Source organism: Bacillus sp. JNUCC-22, assembly GCF_018861275.1.
GTDB lineage: Bacteria > Bacillota > Bacilli > Bacillales > Bacillaceae > Bacillus > Bacillus velezensis.
In genome coordinates this window covers 3,906,198-3,921,835 of sequence record NZ_CP076408.1, presented here as the reverse complement: position 1 = coordinate 3,921,835, position 15,638 = coordinate 3,906,198, and the positions used below count along the sequence as shown (strand labels likewise).

Sequence of the window (15,638 nt, the reverse complement as noted above, 5' to 3'; positions counted from 1 at the left end):
CCTATTTTATGAATTGAGAGCTGTTAATTTGTTTTCGGTTAAATGCTTTTCTGGAGATAAAAGATTTAAGTTTTTTACTTTATGTTCTACAACAAACAAAGGAAGTTGAAAAATAGATGCTATTTGATTAAGTGACCAATTTTGTAAATTTGACTTTTCGTGAGTTAGAGCATGATCGGGCAGCAGTAGTTCAGTTGCGAAGATGTTGGCTTGGTATTCTAGTTTTTCTCCTAGAACTAGAGAACAATTTTCCATCGTAAATGTATTTAAATTCTTATGGAGAAAATAGTGACCTAGTTCATGAGCAATAATAATCTTGGTGAACTTCTGGCATTTTTGATTTACCTGTATTAAATAATGATGCTGTTTTTTGTAATACTGAAGAAAGCCTTTGATGCTCCCTAAATTACTTTTTAAGATAGTAATGTTGAGATTATCGCATATCTCGTAGACATCATTTGTTCCGTGTTCCTGAATCACTCTTTCTGCTTTATGTTTGATGTTTTTAGAAGTATAGATAAGAATCACTCTTTCTTTTTCATTGCGTCAACGTATTTCATTCCATTGATTAATGCTTGTTTAATTAAGCGAGCAGTTTCCTCATCAATATCCTCGTCTTTCATAAAAAGGAGAGTTTCTTCATTTTTTAATTCCTCAATAGCCTCATTTAATGTTTCATCGAGCTTGGACATATTCTTTGGTTTCCGTCCTAATAGATAATCCGTTGATACATCGTATAAATCACTTAGCTTTGAAAGAGTTACTGTATCAGGGTCTCTGTAATCTCTCTCATAATTAGAAATTGTTTTCTCAGTTGAATTAACTGCTTGAGCAACTTCTTTTTGGGAGAGTCCAGCCTTTTTGCGGGCTTGTTTTAATCTTTCGCCTAATGTCATTTAAAATCATCCATTCCACAAAGAGTTGAGTTACTAATATATTATCAGCAATTGCTGGGTTTTGATTAATTAAGAACAAAAAGTGTCCTTATTAATGATAACTCTCCGTTTTGTGCTGTTTATTACATTCTCCATTTTTGGAAAACAGAACAAATTTTCCATATCTTCTTAAAAAATCTCCAAAATGTTCATTTTTTTATTTACATCTCCTTAGTGGAGAGTTATAATGAAGTTAACCAATAAGGAGTGAGGGGGGCTTTAGTGAAAGAATTTTATACCGTAAAAGATATCGAAAAAATTTTAGGAGTAAGCAGAGCAAAAGCTTATAAAATCATCCGTAGTCTGAACCAAGAGTTGAGTGAGGAAGGTTATAAGACTTTAAAAGGACGGGTTAACAAAATCAAGTTTGATTCTAGGTATATTTATAAAGGGGAAAGAAATGAGGTGATTTGAATCAGAAGGATTGATACTCATTTGTTTATGAAAGAAGCAGTACTGTTGGCCAGACGGATGGAGGGCCATTGGTCGGTGAGAATGAAACTGGCGCTAAATCAAGTCATTATAAAACATCTTTTGAATAAGCCACCTTCACCTGATAACATTCAGGAGCTGCTTAAAAAAGGCGTTTCATATCGCAGGATTTGTAAAAGTTATAGTATCGGCAGAAAAGACATTTTTGCACTTCGACATAAAAGTATAGTGTGAAGTCATATACCACTATCAGTATTGTTGAAAAAAAGTGAAAGGGGGGATGCGATGAAAGTAAAAGTGAATGCAACGATTGTTATGGATATTGAAGCCTTAGAAGCTGATAAGAACTTTGAATATTTTGCTGATTATGCAATTTCTGAATCTTATGTAGTGGAAGCACCAACTTATGATTTAGCCAATGTGGAAGTGTCAAAACAGCTTAAAGGATGGCATTGGTGGTGCATATGGTCGGTTGAACCGACAGGTAAGAAAGATAGCCGAGTGTTCGTCTTGTACAATGATGAATTGTACGAAAAATGTCATTAGAAAGGATTGTGCTCTTTGAAAATTACATATAGACAAAGAAAGCGCCTTGATGATTACCATCAAGAACGCCCGCAATAAAAACTCGACACTTTTATTATAGGGCATTTTTGATGAAAAGTCATGCGTGAGTATTTGAGTGATGAACAGCAATCACTTTAAATGCTGTAGCAGGCTAGAATAAGCGTGCGGCATGGCTGTAATCAGCCTGATGGCTATAAATAGCCTACTAGGTTGCCATGAGGGCTAAAAAAGCCGTTAGCAACTGACAAGCGCCAAGATGGATACAGAACCGGAGCGAATTCAAAATATAAAATCGAAATTTAAATAACCGAATAAAAATAACAGAATGGAGACGTGAAAATAATGAAATTCAATTTTATCGTGCCGAATACTGAAATGACTTTTGGGAAACTGAAATTTATGGGGCTGAATCGTGAAAAATATGCTTATATGGACGGGAAAAGAACGGATAAATTAGAAGCAAGGGTCTATAACTTGGCTTCAAGTGTTCAGCAAGGTCAAATTGAGGTGACTGTTCCTGATTATGTAGACCTTAAAGAATTTGAAGCGTTTGCTGATGTAGAGCTAGTGAATCCGCAAATCAGTGCAATGGCAATGACTGCTGGAAATTTCGCCAATCTGAATTGGACAGTAAAGGTAGAAGATATTGTGCCTAAAGGTGCAGGGGCGGCAAAGACAAATTCGGCTCCTTCTCAGTCTGCAAATGACAAAAAATAAGGAAAGTGCGGCGCTGGTCGTGTGTCCTAATTGTGATGTAAATATGAAAGAGATCGAACAGGTTGACTATGCAACGCTTGAAACGGGAGAAGTTTATATATATCAAACTTTTGAATGTCCCGTATGTCGTTGTAAAGCGTATTTGTAATGTGAAAGGAGGCATAATCATTTCTAGGCTTAGGACAATGCTTTGGAAGTATAGGGGGGTTCGAATCCGGCCTAGAATGAGAAACAATGTAATAATGGCAGGTGCAATCATATTTGTACCTGTTTTTTTGTTATCTATGTTTCTCTTCTGGGCGGATCATTTGTTTCACTTGGATGTTGTGAAAACCGTAAAGCATTTTGAATGGAATGTCCCGTTGCTTATTGAAAGTGTGCTGTGTTCTCTTTTGGCCGCGGCGGGGGCTGTCATCTTAGCTTATTTTCTGTTTCATAATGCGTATAAAAAGCTATATCATAGGCAAAAGATTGCGAGGATGATCTTTTCGAATAAGTTTTATGAAAAGGAAAGCGTTCAGGTGAAAAAGCTGTTTTCGAATGACACGGCTACTAAAGAAAAAATCACTTACTTTCCAAGGATGTATTATCGAGTCAAAGACAATCACATTTATATCCGCATAGCTATGGATATGAGCCGTTTTCAGAATCGCTTCCTAGACCTGGGAAAGGATTTAGAAAACGGCTTATTTTGTGACCTGGTGGATAAAGAAATGGAAGAAGGGTTTGTCTGCTTCAAACTGCTTTATGATGTGAAGAAAAACCGAATTTCAATAGATGACGCAGTGGCGAAAAATGGTGTCTTGCCATTAATGAAACATGTGTCATGGAAGTTTGATAAGTTGCCGCATATGCTGATCTCCGGCGGTACAGGCGGAGGGAAAACGTATTTCATGTTAACGATCATAAAAGCGTGTGTGGGGCTTGGGGCAGATGTGAAAATCTTAGACCCGAAAAATGCCGATTTAGCCGACTTGGAAGAGGTGCTGCCAAAAAGAGTCTATTCGCAGAAAAATGGCATCCTTATGTGTTTGAGAAAGTCGGTTGATGGCATGATGGAGCGAATGGATGAAATGAAGAAAATGCCCAATTACAAGACGGGTGAAAACTATGCCTATTTAGGGCTAAAACCTGTATTTATCTTCTTTGATGAATACGTGGCGTTCATGGATTTGCTGGATATGTCGGAAAGGAATAAAGCCTTATCCTACATGAAACAATTGGTTATGTTGGGTCGACAAGCTGGTTATTTTCTTGTTTTGGGGGCACAGCGCCCAGACGCAAAGTATTTGGCGGATGGGATACGAGATCAGTTTAGTTTCCGTGTGTCGTTAGGTTTGATGTCTGATACAGGTTACGGAATGATGTTTGGTGATGTTGACAAAGCGTTTGTGAATAAAAAAGTGACAGGGCGTGGATATGCCAATGTCGGCACAGGATCAGTTTTAGAGTTTTACAGTCCGATTGTACCGAAGGGGTATGATTTCATGTCATCTATTAAAGAATCGCTGGTTGGAGTCGAGGGAGCGCAGGCGACGGCAGTCGCCAGCGGCAGCGTAAGCGACCAGACGGCCAGCGGTGAGCGAAGGAGCGAAGCGAGTGAGTGAACTACAAAAACCCCCCCACGCTAACAGGGGGGTAGTAATCGTAAAAGAAAAAGAAGAAAACGCTGAAAAGCCTTTAACATCAATGGTTGACTACATTCGTGTGACTTTCAAAACGCATGATGTTGATCACATTATCGAGAACATTCTTCACTTGAACAAAGATTTCATGACAGAAAAGCCAAACGGTTTTTACGGATATGTCGGAACGTTTGAACTGGACTTCATAAAGGTTTTTTACTCTCCGCCCGGAGATAATAGAGGTATTCTGGTCGAGTTATCGGGTCAAGGCTGTCGACAATTTGAGTCGTTCTTAGATTGCCGGAAGAAAACATGGTTTGATTTCTTTCAAGACTGTATACAGCATGGTGGGTCATTTACTCGTCTTGATCTGGCAATTGACGATAAAAAAACATACTTTTCAATCCCGGAATTGTTGAAAAAAGCCCAAAAGGGCGAATGTATTTCACGGTTTAGGAAATCTGATTTCAATGGCTCATTCGATTTATCGGATGGTGTAACAGGCGGAACGACAATTTATTTCGGCTCAAAAAAATCAGAAGCGTACCTCTGCTTTTATGAGAAAAATTATGAACAAGCTGAAAAATACAATATCCCGTTAGAAGAATTAGGCGATTGGAATCGCTATGAATTGCGCTTAAAAAGTGAACGAGCGCAAGCCGCAATTGATGCTTTGATGAAAACGAAAGACTTAACATTAGTCGCCATGCAGATCATTAACAATTATGTAAGGTTCGTTGATGCTGACGAGGAAGTCACTCGGGAGCATTGGAAAACGAGCCTTTTTTGGTCTGAATTTATTGGCGATGTAGGGAAACTGCAATTGTACATGAAGCCGCAAAAAGACTTTTATCAAAAAACAAGGAACTGGCTGAAAAACTCATGTTCCCCCACCATGAAAATGGTGCTGGAAGCTGACCAACATTTGGGACGCAATGACCTCTCGGACATGATTATGGAAGCCGAGCTGTCAGAGAAACAAGAAAAGATGCTTGATGTGTTTCTTTCTGAAGTGGCGGACATGGTCGTTTAAAGGTTTAAATAGACTGCTATCGCTCTTAAACACGGGTGATGCGATTAAACGTATGTGTCAACGGTACCGGAACGGAGTGAGGATAAGGAGTTGACATATTCAGCGCCACCAAAACCCTCTTGGCATTGAACAAACAACCGTTTGTTCCTGCCTACCGGCGAGGGAGTCCCCCGATGATTCGGGGGAATAGGGGGATAGATTATTAGCGATCCAACGGGCTTCCGTTGGTGGGTTTGGGTGAAACCCAAGATATTAAACAAGAAAGGTGTGCTGTCATGATAGTGCATCATCTAAAGATACTTCCGGAAGAGTTTGAAGCTATTTCTAAAGGGGCTGCTGAGGTTACAGTCAGCGAAAATATTTATAAGGCCAAAGATGTTTTGTGCCTTCATGAATGGAAGGGCGAGTGTACGAAGCGAGTCATAGAAGTCCTTGTTTTAGATAGGCGTCAGTCATTGACACCTGGTCTTATAGTATTAAAGATCGAAAAAATGAAGGAAGGAGAAAATAACAGCGATCTATTTAAATAATTTCAATAAGGAGGAATAAAGATGAATAGCTTTAATCTTCTCAATCGAGCATATTTAGAAAGTGAGTTAGAAAAGATCGGTTTATTGAAATTGGCTGAGGAATTCATTGAAAGATTGAATGAATTAGTCCCTTATTATGAGAAGGGTCAAAGGATTTTGCTTGAATCTGAGTATCCCTTAAAGGATGATTTTAAACGTTTTGTGTCTGCTGTCTTCTTCATTCCTGAAAGTGAAGATGAAGAGGAAGAAATAGAGGAAGTTGATGTTGAGTTTGAAATATTGAGGTCGTATGATAGCTCTCCAAAATGAGGAGGATTTTATGAATATGAAGCAACCTACTTGAAGAATGGAGGACGATGATAGAAGGAGTGGTTGTGTGTCTGCTGTTGACGATCAATTCAGGAGCTTGGGGTTTAATGTAGGCATCCCGTCGCTGGTTTTTGTAAGAAGTCTAAGCAGAGATTGTATGTTGATTGTGGAAGGTGAAAGGATCAAAGGTTTTTCTGAGTACAGATACACCTTTTATAAAACAAGGTATCTGCCAGATGGACGTATGACAAGTGTAAAAGTTTATATAGAGAATCAAGCCATAAAAAGGGTGTTACTTCGTGTAGCATCCTTTTTATCTTTCCTTGAGAGTACAAGGCAAATAGAAAGCGAGGTTTTAAGATGAGGGAAGTCTTGAAAAGTATTAATGGTAAGCCTGTAAAGTTCCTTGTGGGGGATGTAAATGAGCCGAATTATGAAAAAATCGCTCGTTCTATATTAAGGCTATCCCGAAAAATAAAACAGCCTGAAAGTGAGAAAGGCACAGCTTAAAGGGGTGAAAAGATGCTTCAAAAGGAAAATGAAAACGAGAAAAAAGAAGAATCATTTTTAAAAGCTGCTTTCCAAAAAATAAAACAAGTCCGTCGGCCTGAGAAAACAAATACAAAAGTGCCGCGAGATCGTACCCGACTGGTCGCAGGGACGTTGTGGACGTGTGTAGGAGCGTTACTTCTCTTTTGTATCCTGTCTGTTTTGTTGTCTGTTAATACCCGATCTGCTGTGAATGATATAAGGAATCAATCCAGTAAGCCTGCTGAAAGCGAAAAACAGAAAATGTCTACAACGGCGGCTGAAAATTTTCTGTCAGGCTTCATCAATGAATATATCAACGTGAAAAATGATCAAGACGCCATCGATGAACGAAAAAAGAATCTTGAAAGTTTCATGGTGAAACAGACACAAACGAGCTTTGAAGATGGCGAACGTTTTGATATGGATGGCTTTAAGGGTGATCGTCAGCTAAATGATTACAGCTTGTATAACGTGAAAGAAGGTGATAAAGGGAAGCTTTTTCAGTACAAAGTGACATATACGAATCTCTTTCCAGTGGAAAAAGAAGTCGAGAAAAAAGTAAAGGATGGGAAAAAGGAAAAGAAAGTGAAGGAGAAAGTCACAGAAAATGAAAAAGCTGAAAAACAAGTGCTGTTAAATATTCCTGTAGTCAATAAAGGCGATGCATTTGCCGTCTCTGCTGTCCCATACTTCACTGAGATATACGACTTAAAGGGCAATGTATCAGCTTCAGAGAAGGAAGAAACGAGGGATGAATACGCAGGAGATAAAAAGGAAGCGATTGAGTCATTTCTTACATCTTTCTTTGAAAAATATGCTTCTGAAAAACAAGAGGAAATGGTGTATATGATGAAAAAACCGGAAGCGCTTCAAGGAAGCCTTGCATTCGGTGAAGTGAAAAGCGCTAAAATCTTCGGGACGAAAAAAGGTTTCGAGGTTATTTGTGCTGTCCAATTTAAAGAAAAAGAAAATGAGATACCTGTCAATGAAAGCTTTACGCTCGAATTAACAGAGAACAGCGGTCAATTTTATGTGAGTGAATTAAAACACAATTAGAAAGGGGAAAACAAGATGGATTTATTCAATCATTTGGTTATGGGAGCTGGCCTTCCTACTCTTGGAGGGGTTAAAGGCTGGGTTTTGGACATTGTCTCGCAGTTTATTGTGATTGTTGTTATCGGTATGGCTGCTAAACACTTCACGAGAATGAAAATGGGCGGAATTGTGGCGGTTTGTGTTGTCGGAAGTGCTGTTACATGGACTATTCATCACTGGTCGCAGTTCTCCGGCTGGGTTGACGCGCTCATGAACAAATTGTAAGGAGTGGTATTGTGGGGCGTCTAGTTTTTAATTATCGGAAGGCAATGCGGGAGCCAAAAAAAATTCAACAGCTTACTGAAAAGTTTTCATTACCGTTTGCTATTGAGTTGATACCTGCAATCAACTACTTTATTTTTGTGGCTCTGTGCTTCGGTTTTTGGTATGGCGTGAGGATAATCTTTCCTCACGCTTTTGAAAATACATTCTTTATCGTGATTTTTGGTACTCCGTTATTTTTAACCATACTTGTAACGAAAATTAAACCGGAAGGAAAAAACATCTATCTGTATTTCTTTGACTTTGCGAAATACTATTTTCTGATTAAGCTTCCTGAAAAGAAGTTTTGTAATGACCGCAAGGTAGATTTAAGTAATGAAAAGCAAATTGAGTTTCGAAAATTAGTAGAGGTGGTGGGAAAACCGAATGAAATTAAGAACACCGATGAAAGCCATATACAACAACCTGTTATTGACAAGAACGGGAGACGTTTGGGCGTATTACCGCATAAAAAGCAGTTCCATCCCAATGCAGAATAAAGAAGAAGTCGAGAGTTATAAGCAAAAATGGAAACACTTATTTGAAGAAATTACATCATATGATGACTTTCATTTAATGATGTATCCAAGTGAATATGAATTGGAAAAACGATTTGAGGATTTAGAATCTGATCTTGCCGAAGATGCTTTGGATGTGGCTCGTTATTACAATGAGGAAACGGTAAGACTCTTGGAACAACGTTTAGGGCGGCTTACCAAGTATGATTATATCTTTGGCATCAAATTGAAAAACAGTCTTGTTAACATCAGCGTTGAAATGAAAGACAATGTACTATCATTGTTCGATACTGCCACTAATACAGTCGTCAAAATGTTGGGGTGGGAACAAAATGTTCCGACCTCCTTTTTTTATAAGTATGAAGAGGTAGAAGAAACATTAGCCAATGTGATGGCATCCATTTGGGGCGAACGGCTGACGGAGCAGGAAATGACGTATATGAATCGCTATCACTTTGTGCGTGGTTTAAACCACACAATCGAAGAAGAAAGCGAGATTAGAAACGTTCGATCAATCACGAACACGCTCATTGACCCTACACACCCTTCGGTATTATATCTCCATAGTGATCAAGATGAGGGCTTCACTTCTTTTGTTGTCGTTGATGAATTTTTGCACAACATGTCTGAAAGTGATTTGTTTTATGAAGCGCAGGCTCTTCCGTTTCCAGTAGAAGTACAGATCAAGGCACAGACAGAATCGAAGTCTATCACTAAACCAGCCTTAAATATTAAGAAACAACAATTGAAAGAGGAACAGCGTGAACAGCATAGCACAGGTGACCGCAGTGACGTTTCAACTGTGACCAGTGCGACGATGGTGCGGCATCTGCAAGATGAAATAAAAAAAGAAGAAGTGTACTTGATGAACTGGCTGGCCGTCATCGTGGTTCATGGCAAAGATAAAAAGGACTGTACCCAAAAGGCTACGATTGTTAGGCGTCATTTAAAAGGGGCAGGCATCACATGCAGGCTTCCTGTGGCGGATCAAATGAAACTTTTTTATAAGATGCTGCCCGGCGAAAAGTTAGATATGACGGATAAAAACTGGATTCAAAAAACAACACAAGACGGGCTGGCTGAGGGTTTGTTTGCGGTTAACTCTGATATTGGTTCGAAAATAGGGTTCTTTATCGGTTGGGTTGATCGCTTCTTAAAGCACACTGATTTGGAAAATGCCATTTTATCAAGTCGTGATTTTGTCTTGTTTCACCCATTCTTAGCTAACCAGCAGTTAAAAGGGTCGAAGACACGCTCCCCTCATTGTCTGATTTCAGGAGACACAGGGAACGGAAAGTCTTACCTCGCAAAGTTGCTTTTTAACTATATCAGCCTGCTGAACATTAAGGCGCTTTATATTGATCCGAAAAAAGAAATGCGAAAATGGATTCGCAAGGTTTTAAATGATGAAACTATCCGAGAAAACTTCCCTTTATATATCGCCCATTTAGAGAAATATAATTACATCACATTAGATCATGAAGATGAAAAGAACTGGGGAGCACTTGATCCTATTTCCTTCCTCCCTCCTATGAAAGCAAAGGAGCTAGTTCAAGTCATTTTTGAACAAGTTTATGATTTCAAAGGAAAGGATGACATAAACACAGCTTTCCTTCGTGCTACATCAGATGTAATCGAGGCAAAACAAAAAGGAAATCAGGTCGGCTCACTCCACATTATTCGAAAGATGCAGAACCACCCTGAAAAAGCTGTACAAAAAGCTGGTGACTACTTGAATGAAGTTGTGGCGGACTCCATCCTGAAATTATGTATTCATGATGGATCAAACCCGGCCCTATCACTTGAAGAGCGAATCACCATTTTAGAAGTTGAAAATATGGATTTGCCTGATTATTCTGAGCGGATTGAAAACTACACCATAACGCAATTAAAGTCTAGTGCCGTCATGTTTGCACTCGGTAAATTCTGTGAGCTGTTTGGAATGAATCCAGATGAACAGACTGTTGAATTTATAGATGAAGCATGGATATTTACAACGTCACAACAAGGGAAAAAAGTCGAACGTCAAATGCGGCGTATAGGTCGCTCTTATAATAACGCTGAGTATTTTATCTCACAGTCTACAAAAGACGCATTGAAAGAAGAGGACAACGGTAACTTTGGTGTTGCTTTCGCTTTTGATGAACCGAACGAACGTGAAGACGTGTTGAAGTGGATGAACATGGAGGTCACAAAAGAAAATCTGAAAATGATGGAATCCATGTTTCAGGGGCAATGTCTCTTTAAAGATTATTATGGCCGTACTGCAAAAATATCAATTGAATGTCTGTTTGAAGAATGGGAAGGCGCATTGAAAACAGTTGAGAAAAAAGCTGTCGCATACGCCGAGGAAAAATATTTATAAAGGGGATGGAGAAATGGAGGTTGCGCTCTTAAATTCTTTGGTTCTGACCAGCCCGGGCTGTTATAAGGCTGACAAAATTACGATACAGGAAGTTCATGATGTACTGAGGTATTACGGTTGGCGTTATAAAAGCTTTATCGGGCACAGGTCGACGGCTCTATTTATGCAAGCGCTGCTAGGAATTAGAGTGGAGCATAATCGTAAAATATTCAGGCACATGAGGTATCAAAAAGCAATTTGTTTTAAACTGTATGATCGGTTTCCTGAATGGAAGGTGCTGACCGAAAGGGATTTAGCGAATGCAAATTATCAGTTTTATTTACTGACAAGGCTGGATTAGGAGGAACGACATGAAAAAGAAAAAAATTCTTATAGTGTCAGCTGTCATTTTGCTGTTCATCACTATCATAACAGCAGTATCCACCATTTCGGCGGATGGAGATACAACCACACAGCCCAAAATTGAAAAGTCGGGAGGCGTTGAATTAGAATCGAAACGATTTCCGATCTCTCGGTATCAGGCGAACAATGAAGCATCTGACAAAATTCTTGAAGGACCATTTGTGGGGATGACAAATGTGACATTCTCATTTGCTGGAAACATCGTTCGTGTGGTAGATGCGGGAATGGATGTCATGTATAACCTTAAGCCGATAGATAAATTTGCAGACAGCATCACGAATGTATCAAAAACGGTATATAAGTCGCTGAAAAAGAATTTTGGGGAAGCGCTTTTTATCTTTGTGGGCGGTTATGTTGTGTACCTCTTCTTTGTAAGAGGAAGTGCAAAGGATGCTATGAGACGTAGCATTCTTTTTATCGTTGTGCTGGTCATTGGGGGATTATGGGTATCAAACTCCGGTTATTACATGAAGGGATTAAATGCCCTTTCTGTTGAGTTGCAAGGGAAGCTGTTGAAAGCAGGAAACGGGCTGATTGGAATAGTAGAAAATGAGGGCGTTTATGCTGATGCTTCAAAAATAGAGAAAGGCAAGGAAATGGAAGGAACAGTCGCTGTAATGCGTAATGTGTACTTTCAGATTGCTTTAAAAAAGCCTTATCTTATTGTGAATTATGATCAAACAAGTGCGGCTAAAATCAATGAGAAAGGAGACAGTAAAGATGATTTAAGCCGTGTAGATAGGCTGTTGTCCTATAAATTAACTGATGAAGGACAAGAGGAGAAAATGGAATATATAAAGAAAACTGAAAAGAAAAAATATAAAAATGACGCAATGACAACAGGAAATGTGTTTAATCAATTGGGAGAATCGTTTATAGCTGTTGCGGCGGCAATAGCGATTGGAATACCTTTTCTTGGTTTGGCATTCCTCAGTTTCTTGTTACAGATTATCGCCTTAGCGATAGTATTTTTTATTCCGTTTGCGTTTATTATTGCCTATGTCCCGCAACTTGCTATGTCGGGCTTTGTTGCTTTAGGACGTTTGGGAAGCGTTTATCTCTTAAAAGCAATGTTGGGCATTTTAATACTTTTTGTATATGTCCTCTGTTTCATGGTTGATACACTCATCCCCCCTAACAGTTTTGGAATGTACCTGTTAAATACGGTTGTGTTGGCGCTTATAATGTGGATTGCAATTAAGAAAAGAGATTCGATTGTTCAATTTGTGACCGCTGGAAAAGTTGTATCTGTTGATAATAACATGGTAGACAACATGAGAAAGGAATATGTACAGCCTTCTTGGGAAGCCGCAAAAAAAGGTGCAGGCAGACTATCTGGGGCAATTGGACAAATTGGAAAGGTATTTGGCAACAGAAAAGGAAAAGGCGGATTCGAAGATCAAGAATCGCCATCTTCTGAGGGAGCGAGTGCAGGCGGAAGCAGTCCGGGGATGGTGACTGGATTCAACAAGGGAGCTATTTCGAGGACGCCGCAACAAAATGAAAAAGCATCTGTAGCCCCGCCATCTGATCAAGCGAGAAAGGCACTTGAAAGAAAGCCGCAAAACATGAGAAAAGAACAGCCTAGATTAACGCCGAGTGAATTACAGAAAAAACAACAACTTAACTCTTCTGCAAGAGACTGGCGGCGAGAAGGTGTTAAAGCTCCTATGATGGATGATGTTTTGAAAGAAGAGCAGGAAGGCGCTTATAAGCGTGCACCAATGCTTCAAGAGAAGATGGATGAAAAAGATCGGTCTGACCAAAGGCAATTTGTTGAGAATTCCGATGCTGCTTCTTATGAGACGGACGGAAATCTTCATCAGCAGGAAGAAGATAAAATAAAAAGAGCACCTTTACATCAAGAAACGATGACGGAAGAAGAACGAACAGACCAACAACAATTTAGTGAAAGAGAGCACCGGGCAAAGGGTTATGACCATCAGGTAGCGCAAGTGAAACGGGAGAACATTTCTCCGGCTTATCAAGAGATTCAGAAGGAAACACAATATGTTCCCTATTCAACCGTTAAGCATGAGAATAAACAGCCAAATCAACCAGTTACAAGACCATCTGAGACACCTCCAAAAGTTCGGACAGATGGTTTTTCTATGGAGAAAAAACAATCTGTTTCTCCCGGCGGAGAAAGCCGATTTGTAAATCGGGAAGTTCCGAAAAAAGTCACTGAAAAGCCTGTGACCCTGAAACGTAAAAGTCCAAAAGTCGTGAACAAGGTGGAAACTCTTCCCCTGCATGATATTGTCGGTCGATCATCAGTAAAAGGTATAGATAGACTAAGAGAGGATGAAAGGACATGACAGTTTTAAGTAAGACGAAACCAAAAACAAAGCTTTGGATACTCATATGTTCAACTCCTGTCATCCTCTTCTTTCTTTTAGGGGTGGCTGCTGTCATGTTGATTTCGGGAGAACATGACATTGGTAACGATGAAATCGGGGGCGGAGATGGAGAGTTTGAGACGATCGGCATTGCCCCGGAGGTTGAACGTTTTCGATTTGCGTTTGAAAAATACGCTCGTCAAGAGGGTGTATATGATCAAGTGAATGTAATTATGGCGCTCACCATGCAGGAAAGTGGTGGGCGTTCTTTAGATATTATGCAAAGTTCTGAAAGCATAGGATTGCCGCCAAATACCATTACAGACCCGGAGTATTCTATTGAAGTCGGTATCAAACATTTTAAAAAAGTGTTTAAGGAAGCTGGAGGGGACGTCCGGCTGGCTTTACAATCGTATAACTTTGGCTTTGGTTTTATCGGATATGTAAAGAAGCACGGTGGCAAATACACGAAAAAACTAGCATTAGACTTTAGCCGACTTCAAGCCATTAAGATGGGTTGGAGAAGCTACGGTGACCCGAGCTATGTTGACCATGTGATGCGTTATCTCAAAGGTTCTAATAAGGATGTGAAGCCTGTTGACGGCGCAATAGATGGATATGAAAACATTATGAAAGAAGCTCTGAAATATGAAGGGCAACCGTATGTGTGGGGCGGTTCAAACCCGAAAAGTGGTTTCGACTGTTCAGGGCTTGTTCAATGGTCATATGCGAAGGCTGGCATCACTCTTCCAAGAACAGCACAGGAACAGCATGGAGCGACAAAAAAGATCAGTGAAAAACAGGCCGTACCGGGTGACCTCGTATTCTTTGGCGGCACATATGAAGGAAAGGCAATTACTCATGTTGGCATTTATGTCGGTGAAGGTCGGATGTTTAATTCAAATGACAGCGGTATTCAGTATTCTGATCTAAAATCCGGCTACTGGCGCAGTCATCTGGTTTCCTTTGGGAGAATATTTTAAGGAGTGGAAGCATGAAAACACATATTTCATGGATTTGTGTTTGTTTCTTTGTAGGTTTGGTGACAGCGTATTGGTTTCATGGGGCACAGCATTCTAAGATCGACCAACTCAATAAGAAAAATGATGTGTTAATAGAAAAAAACAAAGAATTGAGTCAGATTCAGTATGAGGGCAGCGCAAAAAAGAACAAGGCATTTTTTGAAGCGTTTCTGAATTACAGTGATATTTATAAGCGATACGATGCGGTAAAAAAATACACCACGGAAAAAGGCTTTGATTATGCCTTCCCTTCCCGATCTGACAAAAAGCATTCTATCAGTGTACAAAGCAAATTACGTTCGTTGGAAAGCTATTCAAAGCCGATTGATGATTCGACTGAATTGTTTTTGAACGTTGTAGAGGTATCAACGACCGCAAACTCTGTAACCAGTCATCAAGTGCTGATTGTCCAAACAAAGATGAAGAAGGAAAAGAACAAGTGGCTGGTAGATGATGTACAGGTAAAAGGAAATGGATGAAAAGTGGAAAAACATCTATATTTTGAGTATAATCAATATTGAAAAAATAGGGGGTGTATATTTTGAAGAACCTTTTTATTTTCCTTAATATATTCGCTGTGCTACTTCTGACTGCATGTGGTGGAAATAAATATGATGATGCAATTGATAATGTAATCAAAAAATATAAAAACTCTTTAATTGAGGATGGATATGATACTGCTGGAGTTGAAAGGGATAATGCGTTAATTCGCGTATATGATGGTGGTAAATATATTCAGTTTGTGTTTTATGATAACGGTTCCCTTAACTATTCCCCGTATGAATACTATGAAAAAAAGGGGAATAATTACGAAGAAATGGCACATATGCCTGCTGATGGAGATGGGGATCGGCTCGGTCTGTATAAGAAGACACCTGATTATGAAGAAGTTAAAGGTAAAGAGACAAAGCTAGAGGAGTAGACATGTGATACTCCTCTTTTTAGTTTAAATGAATT

At 39.4% G+C, this 15,638-nt stretch carries 20 protein-coding genes and 1 pseudogene; 19 read left to right on the top strand and 2 right to left on the bottom strand.

Annotated features, from left to right (window positions below; translation table 11 throughout):
- Nucleotides 1-6: 6 nt before the first annotated feature.
- Both JNUCC22_RS19260 and JNUCC22_RS19255 read right to left on the bottom strand, forming a co-directional pair.
- On the bottom strand, nt 7-528 hold the full coding sequence (locus JNUCC22_RS19260; RefSeq protein ID WP_216062028.1) for an ImmA/IrrE family metallo-endopeptidase: 522 nt from the start codon (nt 526-528) through the stop codon (nt 7-9).
- Entirely contained in the window at nt 525-896 is a 372-nt protein-coding gene (locus JNUCC22_RS19255) for a helix-turn-helix domain-containing protein (RefSeq protein WP_088680214.1), read from the bottom strand. Before JNUCC22_RS19255 ends, JNUCC22_RS19260 begins: the two co-directional genes overlap by 4 nt.
- 261 nt (nt 897-1,157) lie before the next feature.
- Between JNUCC22_RS19255 and JNUCC22_RS19250 the strand changes: the two genes are divergently transcribed.
- From JNUCC22_RS19250 to JNUCC22_RS19165, 19 genes and pseudogenes are all read left to right on the top strand, one after another.
- On the top strand, nt 1,158-1,349 hold the full coding sequence (locus JNUCC22_RS19250; protein ID WP_216062027.1) for an ICEBs1 excisionase: 192 nt from the start codon (nt 1,158-1,160) through the stop codon (nt 1,347-1,349).
- Between the two features lie 27 nt (nt 1,350-1,376).
- The gene (locus JNUCC22_RS19590; protein WP_252729765.1) at nt 1,377-1,601 is read left to right on the top strand and encodes a hypothetical protein; all 225 of its coding nucleotides are present in this window, start codon (nt 1,377-1,379) and stop codon (nt 1,599-1,601) included.
- A gap of 51 nt (nt 1,602-1,652) precedes the next feature.
- Nucleotides 1,653-1,913, top strand: a complete 261-nt coding sequence (locus tag JNUCC22_RS19245; protein WP_216062026.1) for a hypothetical protein — start codon at nt 1,653-1,655, stop codon at nt 1,911-1,913.
- Between the two features lie 205 nt (nt 1,914-2,118).
- A pseudogene (locus tag JNUCC22_RS19240) lies at nt 2,119-2,237 on the top strand (hypothetical protein).
- Between the two features lie 39 nt (nt 2,238-2,276).
- Nucleotides 2,277-2,651, top strand: coding sequence for a YdcP family protein (locus JNUCC22_RS19235; RefSeq protein WP_216062025.1), 375 nt, complete (start codon nt 2,277-2,279; stop codon nt 2,649-2,651).
- 185 nt (nt 2,652-2,836) lie between these two features.
- Nucleotides 2,837-4,258 carry an ATP-binding protein gene (locus JNUCC22_RS19230; RefSeq protein ID WP_216062342.1) on the top strand — a complete coding sequence of 474 codons (1,422 nt, stop codon included), beginning with the start codon at nt 2,837-2,839 and terminating at the stop codon, nt 4,256-4,258.
- A complete protein-coding gene (locus JNUCC22_RS19225) occupies nt 4,251-5,309 on the top strand; it encodes a replication initiation factor domain-containing protein (protein ID WP_216062024.1) in 1,059 nt (352 codons plus the stop codon). The genes JNUCC22_RS19230 and JNUCC22_RS19225 overlap by 8 nt, the downstream gene beginning before the upstream one ends.
- A gap of 275 nt (nt 5,310-5,584) precedes the next feature.
- The gene (locus JNUCC22_RS19220) at nt 5,585-5,839 is read left to right on the top strand and encodes a DUF3850 domain-containing protein (RefSeq protein WP_025649953.1); all 255 of its coding nucleotides are present in this window, start codon (nt 5,585-5,587) and stop codon (nt 5,837-5,839) included.
- 21 nt (nt 5,840-5,860) lie between these two features.
- Nucleotides 5,861-6,148, top strand: a complete 288-nt coding sequence (locus tag JNUCC22_RS19215; protein ID WP_039062656.1) for a hypothetical protein — start codon at nt 5,861-5,863, stop codon at nt 6,146-6,148.
- A gap of 67 nt (nt 6,149-6,215) precedes the next feature.
- Nucleotides 6,216-6,512 (top strand): hypothetical protein, encoded by a 297-nt coding sequence (locus tag JNUCC22_RS19210; protein WP_099320108.1) that lies wholly within the window; start codon nt 6,216-6,218, stop codon nt 6,510-6,512.
- A gap of 158 nt (nt 6,513-6,670) precedes the next feature.
- On the top strand, nt 6,671-7,735 hold the full coding sequence (locus tag JNUCC22_RS19205) for a conjugal transfer protein (protein WP_216062023.1): 1,065 nt from the start codon (nt 6,671-6,673) through the stop codon (nt 7,733-7,735).
- A gap of 15 nt (nt 7,736-7,750) precedes the next feature.
- Nucleotides 7,751-7,999 (top strand): hypothetical protein, encoded by a 249-nt coding sequence (locus tag JNUCC22_RS19200; RefSeq protein WP_172869049.1) that lies wholly within the window; start codon nt 7,751-7,753, stop codon nt 7,997-7,999.
- Nucleotides 8,000-8,010: 11 nt separating this feature from the next.
- Entirely contained in the window at nt 8,011-8,535 is a 525-nt protein-coding gene (locus JNUCC22_RS19195; protein WP_213404092.1) for a conjugal transfer protein, read from the top strand.
- A complete protein-coding gene (locus JNUCC22_RS19190; protein ID WP_216062022.1) occupies nt 8,423-10,918 on the top strand; it encodes an ATP-binding protein in 2,496 nt (831 codons plus the stop codon). The genes JNUCC22_RS19195 and JNUCC22_RS19190 overlap by 113 nt, the downstream gene beginning before the upstream one ends.
- Before the next feature lie 13 nt (nt 10,919-10,931).
- Nucleotides 10,932-11,258: a YddF family protein gene (locus JNUCC22_RS19185; protein ID WP_216062021.1), complete on the top strand. Its 327-nt coding sequence runs from the start codon at nt 10,932-10,934 to the stop codon at nt 11,256-11,258.
- A gap of 10 nt (nt 11,259-11,268) precedes the next feature.
- Complete coding sequence (locus tag JNUCC22_RS19180) at nt 11,269-13,638, top strand: CD3337/EF1877 family mobilome membrane protein (RefSeq protein WP_216062020.1); 2,370 nt, start codon at nt 11,269-11,271, stop codon at nt 13,636-13,638.
- Nucleotides 13,635-14,642, top strand: a complete 1,008-nt coding sequence (locus JNUCC22_RS19175; protein WP_216062019.1) for a bifunctional lytic transglycosylase/C40 family peptidase — start codon at nt 13,635-13,637, stop codon at nt 14,640-14,642. The genes JNUCC22_RS19180 and JNUCC22_RS19175 overlap by 4 nt, the downstream gene beginning before the upstream one ends.
- Before the next feature lie 11 nt (nt 14,643-14,653).
- Nucleotides 14,654-15,160 (top strand): hypothetical protein, encoded by a 507-nt coding sequence (locus tag JNUCC22_RS19170; protein ID WP_216062018.1) that lies wholly within the window; start codon nt 14,654-14,656, stop codon nt 15,158-15,160.
- A gap of 62 nt (nt 15,161-15,222) precedes the next feature.
- Nucleotides 15,223-15,603, top strand: coding sequence for a cystatin-like fold lipoprotein (locus tag JNUCC22_RS19165; protein WP_216062017.1), 381 nt, complete (start codon nt 15,223-15,225; stop codon nt 15,601-15,603).
- Nucleotides 15,604-15,638 lie beyond the last annotated feature (35 nt).